The organism is Modestobacter sp. VKM Ac-2978 (assembly GCF_026968025.1).
Classification (GTDB): domain Bacteria; phylum Actinomycetota; class Actinomycetes; order Mycobacteriales; family Geodermatophilaceae; genus Modestobacter.
The window spans coordinates 192,146-205,148 of record NZ_JAPVBP010000002.1; the positions used below are offsets into that span (position 1 = coordinate 192,146).

The 13,003-nt window shown below is 74.1% G+C and carries 14 protein-coding genes and 1 tRNA gene; 5 read left to right on the plus strand and 10 right to left on the minus strand.

What is annotated here, in order from left to right; translation table 11 throughout:
- Positions 1 to 151 precede the first annotated feature (151 nt).
- Positions 152 to 328 carry a hypothetical protein gene (locus O2W53_RS04760; protein WP_269161884.1) on the plus strand — a complete coding sequence of 59 codons (177 nt, stop codon included), beginning with the start codon at positions 152 to 154 and terminating at the stop codon, positions 326 to 328.
- A gap of 127 nt (positions 329 to 455) precedes the next feature.
- Here O2W53_RS04760 and O2W53_RS04765 read toward each other — a convergent pair.
- Positions 456 to 531 (minus strand) — tRNA-Arg (locus O2W53_RS04765).
- Between the two features lie 215 nt (positions 532 to 746).
- On the opposite strand from O2W53_RS04765, the gene O2W53_RS04770 reads away from it, so the two are divergent.
- Together O2W53_RS04770 and ettA are read left to right on the plus strand one after the other, a co-directional pair.
- Complete coding sequence (locus O2W53_RS04770) at positions 747 to 1,274, plus strand: single-stranded DNA-binding protein (RefSeq protein WP_269161885.1); 528 nt, start codon at positions 747 to 749, stop codon at positions 1,272 to 1,274.
- Positions 1,275 to 1,388: 114 nt separating this feature from the next.
- Entirely contained in the window at positions 1,389 to 3,059 is a 1,671-nt protein-coding gene (gene ettA, locus O2W53_RS04775) for an energy-dependent translational throttle protein EttA (RefSeq protein WP_269161886.1), read from the plus strand.
- Between the two features lie 149 nt (positions 3,060 to 3,208).
- On the opposite strand, the gene O2W53_RS04780 is transcribed toward ettA, so the two are convergent.
- On the minus strand, positions 3,209 to 3,556 hold the full coding sequence (locus O2W53_RS04780; protein ID WP_269161887.1) for a protein-tyrosine phosphatase family protein: 348 nt from the start codon (positions 3,554 to 3,556) through the stop codon (positions 3,209 to 3,211).
- A 165-nt stretch (positions 3,557 to 3,721) separates the two neighbouring features.
- Here O2W53_RS04780 and O2W53_RS04785 point away from each other — a divergent pair, with 165 nt between their 5' ends.
- The gene (locus O2W53_RS04785) at positions 3,722 to 4,135 is read left to right on the plus strand and encodes an acyl-CoA thioesterase (protein WP_269161888.1); all 414 of its coding nucleotides are present in this window, start codon (positions 3,722 to 3,724) and stop codon (positions 4,133 to 4,135) included.
- A 48-nt stretch (positions 4,136 to 4,183) separates the two neighbouring features.
- Here O2W53_RS04785 and O2W53_RS04790 read toward each other — a convergent pair whose 3' ends face one another.
- The 4 genes from O2W53_RS04790 to O2W53_RS04805 are packed head-to-tail and all read right to left on the minus strand — an operon-like array spanning position 4,184 to position 6,682.
- Entirely contained in the window at positions 4,184 to 4,729 is a 546-nt protein-coding gene (locus tag O2W53_RS04790) for an MOSC domain-containing protein (protein ID WP_269161889.1), read from the minus strand.
- Positions 4,726 to 5,385, minus strand: a complete 660-nt coding sequence (locus O2W53_RS04795; RefSeq protein WP_269161890.1) for an energy-coupling factor transporter transmembrane component T — start codon at positions 5,383 to 5,385, stop codon at positions 4,726 to 4,728. Before O2W53_RS04795 ends, O2W53_RS04790 begins: the two co-directional genes overlap by 4 nt.
- Complete coding sequence (locus O2W53_RS04800; protein WP_269161891.1) at positions 5,382 to 6,122, minus strand: energy-coupling factor ABC transporter ATP-binding protein; 741 nt, start codon at positions 6,120 to 6,122, stop codon at positions 5,382 to 5,384. The genes O2W53_RS04795 and O2W53_RS04800 overlap by 4 nt, the downstream gene beginning before the upstream one ends.
- Positions 6,119 to 6,682 carry a biotin transporter BioY gene (locus O2W53_RS04805; protein WP_269161892.1) on the minus strand — a complete coding sequence of 188 codons (564 nt, stop codon included), beginning with the start codon at positions 6,680 to 6,682 and terminating at the stop codon, positions 6,119 to 6,121. The genes O2W53_RS04800 and O2W53_RS04805 overlap by 4 nt, the downstream gene beginning before the upstream one ends.
- A 584-nt stretch (positions 6,683 to 7,266) precedes the next feature.
- Here O2W53_RS04805 and O2W53_RS04810 point away from each other — a divergent pair.
- Positions 7,267 to 7,635 (plus strand): hypothetical protein, encoded by a 369-nt coding sequence (locus O2W53_RS04810; RefSeq protein ID WP_036336489.1) that lies wholly within the window; start codon positions 7,267 to 7,269, stop codon positions 7,633 to 7,635.
- 106 nt (positions 7,636 to 7,741) lie between these two features.
- Here O2W53_RS04810 and O2W53_RS04815 read toward each other — a convergent pair whose 3' ends face one another.
- The 4 genes from O2W53_RS04815 to O2W53_RS04830 form a co-directional block, all read right to left on the minus strand.
- On the minus strand, positions 7,742 to 9,265 hold the full coding sequence (locus O2W53_RS04815; protein WP_269161893.1) for an ATP-binding cassette domain-containing protein: 1,524 nt from the start codon (positions 9,263 to 9,265) through the stop codon (positions 7,742 to 7,744).
- Between the two features lie 156 nt (positions 9,266 to 9,421).
- The gene (locus tag O2W53_RS04820; protein ID WP_269161894.1) at positions 9,422 to 10,951 is read right to left on the minus strand and encodes a glycoside hydrolase family 13 protein; all 1,530 of its coding nucleotides are present in this window, start codon (positions 10,949 to 10,951) and stop codon (positions 9,422 to 9,424) included.
- A 109-nt stretch (positions 10,952 to 11,060) separates the two neighbouring features.
- Complete coding sequence (locus tag O2W53_RS04825; protein WP_269161895.1) at positions 11,061 to 11,459, minus strand: globin; 399 nt, start codon at positions 11,457 to 11,459, stop codon at positions 11,061 to 11,063.
- Positions 11,456 to 12,859 (minus strand): MFS transporter, encoded by a 1,404-nt coding sequence (locus tag O2W53_RS04830; protein WP_269161896.1) that lies wholly within the window; start codon positions 12,857 to 12,859, stop codon positions 11,456 to 11,458. The genes O2W53_RS04825 and O2W53_RS04830 overlap by 4 nt, the downstream gene beginning before the upstream one ends.
- Positions 12,860 to 13,003 lie beyond the last annotated feature (144 nt).

Genomic DNA, 13,003 nt, shown 5'->3' on the forward strand with positions numbered 1-13,003 from the left:
GCTGACCGTCCGGCCCGAGCTGAGCCGGGTCCGCCGAACCGCGCCGCGTCCTGACGACGGCGGTGGTCCGGGGTTGGGACCGCGGGACGCCGGGCATGTCGGCCATGCCCACATCCGAGTCGGCCCCGGCCGATCGACCACGAGGAGAACGATGACCAGCATCTCCCTGCCCGCACGCCGCAACCGGTGGCGCTCCGCGGCCGCCGGCGTCGCCATCGCCGCTGCGTCGTTCACCATGACCGCCTGCGGTGGTGACGAGGAGGGCGTCGAGGACTCCGGCGTGGTCGAGGACGGCGGCATGGTCGACGAGGAGGAGGACGACGACTAGGAGTCGTCCGGTCGCGACGACTGAGTCGGTCGGCGGGGTGCGCGGTCTGCGCCCCGCCGACCGACTGTGTCCAGCCGGCTGATCGGGCGAGCCGGCGCCCGCGTACACCGGGGACGGGGGGAGCCAGTGGCGCGCCCGGCAGGGATCGAACCTGCGACCAAGTGCTTAGAAGGCACCTGCTCTATCCACTGAGCTACGGGCGCTCGCGGCCAGATCATCGCATCGGACCCCGGTCGCCGTGCCGGGACCGGGGGTGGCGTCGCGGGTGCCTACCGGTCGGCCCCGACCGGTCGGCGTCGGTCGTCCACAGCGAGCGGGCGCGTCCACAGTCCGGCGGCACGCCTGTCCGGGGGCGCCGCTGCGCTCCACGGTGGTCACAGCCCGGCAGGTCGCCGGGGACCGCACCCTGAGGAGCACCGTGAACGACACCCCTCTGCACGTCGTCGGCAACGTGGTCGACGTCCCGCGCCAGCACCGCACCAGCAACGGGTCGGTGACCAACTTCCGGATGGCGTCCACGTCCCGCCGCTGGGACGAGGAGACCAAGGGCTTCGTCGATGGCGCCACGCTCTGGATCGACGTGGCCTGCTGGAACGAGCTGGGCGGCAACGTCGCCCGCAGCGTCACCAAGGGCGACCCGGTCGTCGTCGTCGGCAACCTGTCGACCGAGTCCTGGGAGAGCGAGGCCGGGCGGCGCAGCGCCAACCGGATCAAGGCCACCGCGGTCGGGCTGAACCTGGCCCGTGGGTGGTCGGACTTCACCCGGCCGCCGCGCGTCGACCGGTCCGCCGGGCTCGCCTCCCCGCAGGAGCCGGGCGAGGACGCGCCGCCGACCGAGGACCCGTACGCCCACCGGGCCACGGACTACACCGGGGGGTCGGAGACGTTGCACAGCACAGACTCCGAGGTCACGTCCGAGGAGCCGGCGGTCCCGGCGCTGACGTGAGCCTCCCCGGCTGGGAGGATCGGAGCTGAGAACGCAGGGGGCGGGGCCGGTGCCCGCCGAGCACGGCCGCCCCGCCCCGCCCCCACTCGCGACCTGACGGAAGGCTCCCACTCAGTGGCCCAGTACATCTACTCGATGGTCCGTGCGCGCAAGGCGCACGGCGACAAGGTGATCCTCGACGACGTGACGCTGGCGTTCCTGCCCGGCGCGAAGATCGGTGTCGTCGGCCCCAACGGTGCCGGCAAGTCGACCGTCCTGAAGATCATGGCCGGCATGGAGACCGCCTCCAACGGGGACACCGTGCTGGCCCCCGGCGCCTCGGTCGGCATCCTCGAGCAGGAGCCGCCGCTGAACGAGGACCTCGACGTCCGCGGCAACGTCGAGGAGGCGGTGAAGGACCTCCGCGCGGCGCTCACCCGCTTCGAGGAGGTCAGCGCCGCCATGGGCGAGCCCGACGCCGACTTCGACGCGCTGATGGCCGAGCAGGGCGAGCTCATGGAGGTCATCGAGAACGCCGACGGCTGGGAGCTCGACAACCGCATCGAGCAGGCCATGGACGCGCTGCGCTGCCCGCCCGGCGACGCCGACGTCCGGGTGCTCTCCGGTGGTGAGCGCCGCCGCGTGGCGCTGTGCAAGCTGCTGCTGGAGGCCCCCGACCTGCTGCTGCTCGACGAGCCCACCAACCACCTGGACGCGGAGAGCGTCGCGTGGCTGGAGCAGCACCTGGAGAAGTACGCCGGCACCGTCGTCGCCGTCACCCACGACCGGTACTTCCTGGACAACGTCGCCCAGTGGATCCTCGAGCTCGACCGCGGCCGGGCCTACCCCTACGAGGGCAACTACTCCACCTACCTGGAGACCAAGCAGACCCGGCTCAAGGTCGAGGGCGCCAAGGACGCCAAGCGCGCCAAGCGGCTGAAGGACGAGCTGGAGTGGGTCCGCTCCGGCGCGAAGGCCCGCCAGGCGAAGAGCAAGGCGCGGCTGGCCCGCTACGAGGAGATGGCCACCGAGGCCGACAAGTTCCGCAAGCTGGACTTCGAGGAGATCCAGATCCCGCCGGGCCCGCGGCTGGGCAACGTGGTCATCGAGACCAAGGACCTCACCAAGGGCTTCGGCGACCGGGTGCTGATCGACGACCTCTCCTTCACGCTGCCGCGCAACGGCATCGTCGGCGTGGTGGGGCCCAACGGCGTCGGCAAGACCACGCTGTTCAAGATGCTGGTCGGCGAGGACAAGCCCGACGACGGCGACATCAAGATCGGCGAGACGGTCAAGGTCGCCTACGTCGCGCAGGACCGCAGCGGCATCGACCCGGCGAAGAGCCTGTGGGAGGTCGTCTCCGACGGTCTGGACCACATCAAGGTCGGCAACGTCGAGATGCCCTCCCGCGCCTACGTCTCCGCGTTCGGGTTCAAGGGCCCGGACCAGCAGAAGAAGGCCGGCGTGCTCTCCGGCGGTGAGCGCAACCGGCTGAACCTGGCGCTGACCCTCAAGCAGGGCGGCAACCTGCTGCTGCTCGACGAGCCCACCAACGACCTGGACACCGAGACCCTGACCAGCCTGGAGGGCGCGCTCCTGGAGTTCCCCGGCTGCGCCGTGGTGGTGAGCCACGACCGCTGGTTCCTGGACCGGGTGGCGACGCACATCCTGGCCTATGAGGGCGACTCGAAGTGGTTCTGGTTCGAGGGCAACTTCGACGACTACGAGAAGAACAAGGTCGAGCGGCTCGGCCAGGACGCCGCCCGCCCGCACCGCGCCACCTACCGGAAGCTCACGCGGGACTGAGGAAGGACCCCGCTGCCCCCCACGCCTCGTACCTCGGCGCGGGCCCCTGCAGCGGGGCCGGGCGTCACCGGACGGCCGGTCGGAGCTCCGTGCTCCGGCCGGCCGTCGCCGTCTGCGGGCCCCTCGTCAGCGGATGCGGGGGCGCTCCGTCAGGCGGTGAAGCTGGCGACGAAACGGGCCTGGCCGCGGGTCTCGACCGCGTGCCTGCGGTAGTGGCCGCGCACGAAGGCGACCGCCCGGGCCGGGGGGAGCCCGTCCAGGACCGCCAGGCAGGCCAGCGCCGTCCCGGTGCGCCCGGTGCCGCCCGAGCAGGCGACCTCGACCCGCTCGGTGTCCGCCCGCCGCCACAGCTCGCGCAACGCGTCGTGCAGGTCGACGGGAGCGGTCGGCAACCGGAAGTCCGGCCAGCACACCCAGCGGGTCGTCCACGGGACAGGGCACGGCGGGCGGCCCAGCAGGTACAGGCCGAAGGCCGGTGGCGGGCTGCCGTCGGGCAACGGTCGCCGCAGGCCACGACCGCGGACGCGGCGTCCTGACGGCAGCACCAACACGCCTGGCTCTGTCTCCGCCCACGGGTCCACGACGGCACCGTAGGCCTGCACGGCCCGGTACGGAACAGGGGCGGTGCGGACGGCGGCGGGCCATGAGGCAGGGTGACGGGTGTGAGGCACACCGTCGCCGTCCCGATGCGCTGGTCGGACATGGACGCCTACCAGCACATCAACAACGTGGCCTTCCTCGGCTACTTCGAGATGGCCCGGGTGGACCTGTTCTTCGACCAGCCCACCCACGACGAGAAGACCGGCCTGCGCCGGGGGATCGTGGTCGCGTCGCACGAGATCGCCTACAAGCGGCCGGTCCTCTACGACGCCGAGCCGCTCCAGGTGCAGATCTGGGTCTCCGGCGTCCGGGCGGCCGCGTTCACCTGCCACTACGAGCTCTTCGATCACGGCCGGCTGGCCGTCACCGGCAGCACCCTGCTGGTGACCTTCGACTTCGCGCTGGACCGGCCCCGTCGGCTCAACCCGGAGGAGAAGACCTTCCTCAGCCGCTACCTGGACGAGCCCGCGGCCTGACCCCCACGGCGCCCTGCCTCCTCGCCCCAGGGCGCGCAGGCCGCGGCGTCAGTCGGGGAGGGGGAGCATCCGAGGCTCCGGACGGCCGGTACCGGTCGGCGCCCCCCGCCGGGCGGCCTCCTCCTCCGACACCGGCCGGACGACGGCGCCCTCGGCGATCTCCGCCCCGCCGAAGACGGCCGCGTTGATGCCGCCGCGGCGGACCATCGGCTTCACCAGCCGGGCCCCGGTCAGCCGCTCGAGGTGGGCGCAGGGCGGGCAGCGCTTCATGCCGAACAGCAGGGCGTCCCCGACCGCGAACCAGTGACCGACCAGCGCGGGCAGGTCCACGCCGGCCGTCACGAGGTTGCGGCGGGTCTCGCCGGGCGTCAGCGGCACGCCCGCCTCGGCGGCGACGGCGGCGACGTCCTCCCGATCGATGAGCGTCACCTGCTTCTCCAGGTCCGGGTACTGCGCCCAAGTGCCGCCGCCGAGGGCGTAGCGGTCGCCGTCCAACCCCCGCCCGGCCAGCAACCACGCGGCGGGCACCCGCTGCATCAGCCCGGCCGCCACCGGGGTGCGCCAGATCTCGTGCAGGGTGCCGGGCTCGGTCACGGGGCCTCCAGGACGGGGGAGCGCCGGCGGCGCGGCGGGGGGACGTCGTCGGCCCCGCGGGCGTCGAGCGCCTCGCTCACGTCGTGGGCCATCTGCAGCACCTGCACCAGCAGCGGGGCGATCGTCGTCCGCAGCGCACGCAGCCCGCGAGGCTGACCACCACGGGCCGCCTGGGCGGCCCGGATGCGGTCGGTGCGCTCGATCAGCACCGGGATGAACCGCAACGCCATGGTGATGGCCAGCCCCACCCGCGCCGGCCGGACGCCGACCAGCCGCAGCGGCGCGCACAGCCACTCGACCACCGCCACCATCGCGTTCACTCGGGTCGTCGCCGTCACCACCGCCGCGGCCAGCACCAGCGTCAGCAGCCGGAGGCTGACGTGCGCGCCGGTGCGCACGTCGGTGGTCAGCGCGTGCACGACGAGCAGCGCCAGCAGCCACCAGCGCACCGCGCGGGCCTGCCGGGCCAGGACGGCGACCGGCAACCGGGCCACGAGCAACCCCACGGCGAGCACCCCGGCCAGTGCCGCGCCGGCCGCGGTGAGCGTCGGCAGGGCGAAGAGCAGGACGGCGAGGACGGCCAGGCCCAGCAGCTTGACCCCGGCCGGCAGCCGGTGGACCGCGCTGCTGCGCGGGACGTAGAGCGCCAGGGTCACCGGTCGGCCATCAGCGTGCGGTAGGCGGCCACGGCCGGGCCCGGAGCGGCATCCTCGACGACCCGGCCGCGGTCGATGACCAGCACCCGGTCGAAGCCGTCGAGCAGGTCGAGCTGGTGGGTCACCACGACGACCTGCTGCTCGAGCCCGGCGACCAGCTCGGCGATCCGGCGGGCGTTGACCAGGTCGAGCAGGGTCGTCGGCTCGTCGAAGACGATGCGAGCCGGCCGCATCACCAGCACGCCGGCGATGGCCAGGAGTTGCTTCTGCCCGCCGGAGAGCAGGTGGGCCGGGTGGTCGGCGTGCCCGGCGAGTCCGTGGCGGGCGAGCACCTCGGCGACGCGGACGGCGCGCTCCTCGGCCGGCACGGCCTGGTTCTCCAGCCCGTAGGCGACGTCCTCGGCGACGGTCGGGTGCACGATCTGCGCGTCGGGGTCCTGGAACACGAAGCCCACCCGGCGACGGACCGCACGCACCTGGGTGCGGGTGTCCAGCCCGTCGACGAGCACCTGGCCCTCGCTGGGCACCACCAGCCCGTTGAGCAGCCGGGCGAAGGTGCTCTTGCCCGACCCGTTGGCGCCGATCACCCCGACCCGCTGCTCGCCGAGCGTGAGGTCGATGCCGTCGAGCACCACCCGGTCGCCGTACCGGTGCCCGACCCCCCGCAGCTCGATGCCGCGGGTCGGGTCGGCGACGTCGACGTCGGTGCCGGCGGCACCGGGACGACGGAACCTCACCGGGTGCCGACGGCCCGTCGTGGTCGCTCGATCACCGGGTAGCTGCGCCGGACGACGTCGGCGATGGCCGCCGCGGCGAAGGCCTTGACCAGGTCGCCGGGGACGAAGACGGCGGCGCCGCTCCACAGCGCGGTCTCCCAGGGCAGGCCGGCGACGACCTTGAGCACCGGGACGCCGACCGCGTAGATGACGACGATGCCGCCGAGGACGTTGGCCAGCATGCCGAGGGCGACGTTGTAGCGGTCCCAGGTGCGCTCGGTCAGCCAGCCGATGACGGCGGCGGCGAGCGGCCAGCTGAACAGGTACCCGGCCGAGGCCCCGGCGAAGGGCGCCAGGCCGCCGGCGCCGCTGGCCAGCAACGGCAGCCCGACCGCGACCAGGACGAGGAAGAGCAGCACGGCGAGGAAGCCGCGGCGGGCGCCCAGCACGCTGCCGGCGAGCATGACGCCGAGGGTCTGCGCCGTGATCGGCACCGGACCGACGTTGATGGCGGGCAGGGTCCCGAGCACCGCGATGATGGCGGCGAAGAGGGCGATGTAGGCGAGGTCCCGGGTCTTCACGGCGTCTCCTCCAGCGGAGCGGGCGGAGGCCCGCATTCCCGGCGGAAGGTACCCGAGGCCGGTCCACCGCCGACAGGCCGGGGCGCGGTCGCGACGGCGCCGGAGAGCGGTCTCGTCGGTGGTGGCTCGGTGGTCCACGAGGGTCGCGGGGCTGCGTGCGCTCAGTGTCGAGGCGCTCACCTGCAGGTACATCACCCGGTTTGCCGGGCCTCTCGGAGCCGTGTTGGCTGGGGTCCTGAGCCCCTCGGCGAAGGCAGGACAGGGCAATGGCAACCGGGTGGTGGGCATCGCTGTGGTCGTGGTCGCGGCCCCCGCTGCAGGATGCACCTCCGGGGTCGCCGCAGCCGGGCCCGGTGCCCGACGACGGTGCCCGGCCGCACCGCCCTGACGCCCCGCCCGCCGGCGACGAGGTGGCCCCGCACCGTGCTCAGCCCGGTGCGGCGCACGCCGGGGTGGCCCTGCCGCCTCCCCGGAGCCCCGTGCACGTCCGGACCGCAGGTCCGTCCGCTCGATCCGGGTCAGCCCCTGACCCGGTGCGCAGCACCCCGCTGCGACCCCCACCGAGAACGACAGGAGCCTCATCCGTGGCACAGCTCGACAACGTCATCGCCGATCTGCTCGCGATCGAGGGCGCCAGCGGCGCCGCGATCGTCGACATCGACAGCGGCATGGCCCTCGCCGTCGGCGGTTCGCCCGGCTTCGACCTCAACGTCGCCGCCGCCGGCAACTCCAACGTGGTGCGCGCCAAGCTCCGCACCATCTCCGACCTCGAGCTGAACGACGAGATCCAGGACGTCCTGATCACGCTGGAAGGTCAGTACCACCTGATCAACGTGCTCAAGGGCCAGGGCAACGCCGGCCTGTTCATCTATCTCGTGCTCAACCGCGCGACGGCCAACCTGGCGCTGGCCCGCCACAAGCTGCGGGCGGTCGCCGGCGGCGTCAGCGTCTGACCCCGGCGTGGCGCCGCCTGCCCGGGCGGCGCCACCCGGCGCAGACCACCGACGCGGATCGACCCGGCAGCGCTCACCCAGGGCGTGGCCCGGTCGGCGTCCGGCCTCAGGCGGTGGCTGCCTCGACGATCCGGTCGCGGACGGCGTCCGCGGCCAGCTGGGTGGTGTCGATCCAGCGCGCGACCCGGCCGCCGGAGACGATGCCGACGCGGTCGCAGCACTCGGCCAGCTCGTCGGGGTCCACCGACACGACGACGACGGACGTGCCGTGCGCAGTGGCGTCGTCCAGCATCCGGCGCACCTGCTGGCGGGCCCGCACGTCCAGCCCTCGGGTGGGTTCGTGCAGCACGAGGACGTCCTGTGCGGAGGAGGCCATCCACCGGGCCAGGGCGATCTTGTGCTGGTCGCCACCGGACAGCGCGCCGAACATCGTGCGGATGCTCAGCGTCTTGACGTCCATCTGGTGCACGGTCCGGATGACCGCGCGCAGCGTGGCGATCTCCTTGCGCACGTCGGTCAGCGCGCCCCACTGCTCCTGGGTGAGCGTCCGGGCGATCGTCTCCCCGGGGTCGACCCCGTAGGCGTCCTCGTCGGGGCGGTAGGCGGGCAGCCGCAGCAGCTCGTCGCCGGCCGCCGAGCCCAGCGACCGGGGTTCGCCGTGCAGCAGCAGCTCGTCGGTGATCGCCGGGAGCTCCCCGGACAACGCGCCGACGAGCTCACCGACGCCGGAGGAGCGGTGCCCGGTCAGCCCGATCACCTCGCCCCGGTGCAGCAGCAGGTCCACGCCCTCGACCGCGCCGGGCACCCGCAGGTTGCGCACCTGGAGCGCCACCTCGTCGGAGGCCACCCGCCGCGGGGTGAGCACGGCGGCCTCGTCCGCCGGCGCCGGCTGCGGCGCCACCCGCCGCGTGGGCAGCGGCACCTGCTCGCCCACCGTCACCGCGGCCAGCTCCACCGGGTCCAGCGCGTCGGCCGGGCTGTCCAGGGCGATCAGTCCGTCGCGGAGCACCAGCACCCGGTCGACGACCGCGAGCATCTCCGGCAGCCGGTGGCTGATGTAGAGCACGCCGCGCCCCTGTCGGCTGAGCCGGCCGGCGACGGCGTGCAGGCCGTCCACCTCCACGGGCAGCAGCGCGGCCGAGACCTCGTCCAGCACCACCAGCCGGGTGTCCTCGGCCAGCACGCGGGCGATCTCCACCACCCCGTGCACGAAGTGCGGCAGGTCGCCGACCAGGGTGTCGGGGTCGACGTCCAGGGACACCTCGGCGAGCAGCACCTGGGCCTGCCGGCGCAGGTCGGATTGCGGGCGCCCGGCCAGGGTGGTGCCGCGGAAGACCGCCTGGGCGACGGTGAGCCCCGGGTCGATCCGGACGAGCTGCTCGACGACCCCGACGCCGAGGTGGCGAGCGTCCTCCGCCGACAGCGGGGCGTAGGGGTGGCCCAGCAGGGTCATGGCGCCGGAGTCGGCCGCGGTGATGCCGGCGAGGACGTCGCCGAGGGTCGACTTGCCTGCGCCGTTGGCGCCCACCAGCCCGACGATCTCGCCCTCGCCGAGGCTGAACGAGACGTCCCGCAGGACGCGTCGGGCCCCGAAGGACTTGGTCAGGCCCGCGACCTCCAGCAACGGCATGGGCGGGCGGGCCTCCCCCGGAGAGCGCCCCCGGCACGGCCGGTGGACGACGGTTCCAGCGCCCCCGCGACGCTGTGTAACGACAGCGATGCTACCCGCTGGGGGGTGACGCGCCTCCCGAGACGGCCGGTCTCGGGAGGCGCGCCGCGGGTTCCTTCAGGCGCTGAGCCAGACCGCCGCGTCGACCGGCACCGACCCGTCGGTGACCGGTGCGCTCGCCAGCAGCAGCTTCCCCTCCGGCAGCGGGACCGGGGCGGCGGAGAGGTTGAGCAGGCACACCAGCCCACCGGGTCGCCGGAACACCAGGCAGCCCTCCGGGGCGGGCAGCCACTCCACGCCGTCCCCGGCGAGGACCGGGGAGCTGCGGCGCAGCGCCAGCGCCGCCCGGTACAGCGACAGCATCGAGTCGGCGTCGTCCGTCTGGACCTCGGCGGTCAGCGGCGCCCAGCCGGCGGGCATCGGCAGCCAGGTGTCGGGGGTGCTGGAGAACCCGTACGGCGGCTGGTCGCCGGACCAGGGGACCGGCACCCGGCAGCCGTCCCGGCCGCGCTCGGTGCGGCCCGACCGCTCCCAGATCGGGTCCTGGAGCACCTCGTCGGGCAGGTCGACGTCCGGCATGCCGAGCTCGTCGCCGTTGTAGACGTAGGCGACGCCGGGCAGCGCCAGCTGCAGCAGTGCGGCAGCCCGGGCCCGCCGGGTGCCGACCTCGCCGCCGCCGTAGCGCGTGACGTGCCGGGGCCGGTCGTGGTTGGACAGCACCCAGCAGGCCGGCGCCGGGGTGGCGGCGACCGTGGCCAGCGAGTGCTCGACCGCCGAACGCAGCTCCGCAGGCTCCCACTCGGCGGTCAGCAGCCGGAAGTTGAACGCCAGGTGCAGCTCGTCCGGGCGCAGGTACTGGGCCAGCCGCTCGTCGTCGAAGACCCAGACCTCGCCCACCGCCATCCGGTCGGGGTACTGGTCCAGCACCGCACGCACCCGCTGGTGCAACGCGTGCACGTGGTCCTGGTCGAACCGGAGGTCGCCGGGGCCGTCGTCGGCGAACAGGCCGGTGTCCTCGGCCGGCACCATGTCCGGCAGCCCGGCGGGCTTGGCCATCCCGTGCGCCACGTCGATCCGGAAGCCGTCCACCCCGCGGTCCAGCCAGAAGTGCAGGGTCTCCTCGAGGTCGGTGACCACCTCGGGGTTGTTGTAGTCCAGGTCGGGCTGCTCGGGGGCGAACAGGTGCAGGTACCACTGACCGTCGGGCACCCGGGTCCAGGCCGGGCCGCCGAACACCGAGGGCCAGTTGTTCGGCGGCTGCGCGCCGTCCGGGCCGGACCCGTCGCGGAAGAAGTAGCGGTCCCGGGCCGGCGAGCCGGGCGGGGCGGCCAGCGCCTCGGTGAACCACTCGTGGTCGTGGGAGCTGTGGTTGGGCACCAGGTCGATGGTCACCCGCAGGCCCAGCGCGTGGGCGTCGGCCAGCAGCGCGTCGAAGCCGGCGAGGTCGCCGAAGACCGGCTCCACGCCGCGGGGGTCGGCGACGTCGTACCCGTGGTCGTGCATCGGTGAGGGGTAGAAGGGCGTGATCCACAGCGCGTCGACCCCGAGCTCGGCGAGGTACGGCAGGTGCGTGCGGATGCCCTCGAGGTCACCGACGCCGTCGCCGGTGGCGTCGGCGAAGCTGCGCACGTAGACCTGGTAGAACACCGCGTCCCGCCACCAGTCGGTGGTCGTGGGGGAGACGGGCGTCGGGTGCTGGCTCAGCGGAGGCTCCTCGGGAGGTCGGTGCAGGTGCGGCCGCGGCGCAGGGGGTCGGTCAGCGGTTCTGCATGCTGTGCGCCGCCATCTCCAGGTAACCCCACAACGTGGCGTCCTGCTCGGCGGTGAGGCCCAGGCTGTCGACGGCGGCGCGCATGTGGGTCAGCCACGCATCGCGCGCCTTCTCGTCGACGGCGAAGGGCGCGTGCCGCATCCGCAGCCGGGGGTGCCCGCGCTGCTCGGAGTAGGTGCGCGGCCCGCCCCAGTACTGCTCCAGGAACATCCGCAGCCGCGTCTCGGCGCCGTCCCAGTCGTCGGCGGGGTACATCGGGCGCAGGATCGGGTCCTCCCGGACCGCGCCGTAGAAGTGCGCGACGAGGGTGCGGAAGGTCTGCTCGCCACCGATCTCGTCGTAGAAGCTGCCCGCCGAGGGCAGCGGCCGGCTCGTCTCGCTCATGACTGCGATGGTCCTCCAGGGGCGGGCGCGGGGCTCACGCGGGCCGTGGTCTCCCCGGGTCGGCTGCGCCGCAGGGCGATCAGCGGGACGACGACGACGACCAGCCCGATGCCGCCCGACAGCGCCACCACCGTGCTCGGTGCCAGGGCCTCCGCCCCGAGCCCGGCGAGCACGACACCGAGCCCCTGGACGCCGGCGAGTCCCGCGGCCGCCACCCCGAACGCCCGTCCGCGGTAGGCGCTGGGCACCGCCTGCACGAAGGCGACGTTCAGCGGGATCGAGCAGGCGCCGCCGATCCCGGCGACGAAGAAGAGCGCCACCACGGCGGCGAACGCGGCGGTGCCGGTGCCCAGCCACACCGGCACCAACCCGGCCAGCAGCACGCCGCCGAGGGACAGCGCCACCAGCGGGGCCAGCAGCCGCTCGCGGACGTGCGGCGGGCAGAACCGGCCCACGACCAGGCCGCCGAGGGCGGTGCCGGCCGGCGCGGCGGCCAGCAGGACGCCGGTGGCGGCGGTGGTGCCCTGCAACTGCAGGCCCAGCGGGGTGGCGATGCCCTCGGGCGCGTTGACGAACAGCGCGGCCACCCAGAGCACGCCGACGATCGACAGCAGCCGGGGCGTGGCGGCGACGAACCGCATGCCGCTGGCGGTCTCCCGCCACAGCGACCGGACTTCCGTCCCGGCGTCGGCCGACCCCGGCGCGGGGCGGGGCTGCAGGCCGAGGGCCAGCCAGCCGGCGGAGACGGCGAAGGTGGCGGCGTTGAGCAGCAACGCCGCCGAGGGGGAGAAGTGCAGCAGCAGGGCGCCGCCGAGCAGGAAGCCGATCAGCTGGGAGACCTGGGCCGTGACGCCGGTCAGTGAGGTGGCCACGGCGTAGCGGTCGCCCTCCAGCACGTCGGCCATCAGCGCCGAGCGGGCTGCCTCGAACGGTGGCGAGCACAGCGAGACCAGCAGCAGCAGGCCCAGCAGCAGCGCCAGCGGCAGGCCGGGGACGGCCATGGCGGCCACCAGGACCGCGCGGGCGAGGTCGCTGGTGATCAGCACCCGGTGCCGCGGCAGGCGGTCGGCCAGCGCGGCCAGCAGTGGGCCGCCGAGGATCCACGGCAGGTAGCTGATGCCGAAGGTGATCGCCGACAGCAGCGCCGACTCGGTGCGCTGGTAGACGAGCACGGTCAGCGCGACTCGGGCGAGCTCGTCGCCGATGGTGGAGAGCAGGTAGGAGCCGAAGAGCGGCCGGAACTCGCCGACCGCGAAGACCTGCCCGTAGGTGGCCGGGCGGGTGGTCCCGCGGTCGGACCGAGGACGGCGGCGGCTCAGCAGCGTCCCCTGTCGCCGGGGGCGGCGATCACCGCTCGTACCCGTTCCATGACGCGGGAGTGTGGCAGGTCGGTGTTGCACCGTCGATCACCGGCGGCGGGGCCGATCGGCGTGCCGCCCGCGTTCCGGTACCGACATGCCCGGCAGTCGCCCGGCGGGGGCTGCCGCGTGGCGGAAGGGCCCGTTGACGTGACCTGGCTCACGACCTAGCGTCCGCCGCCACCC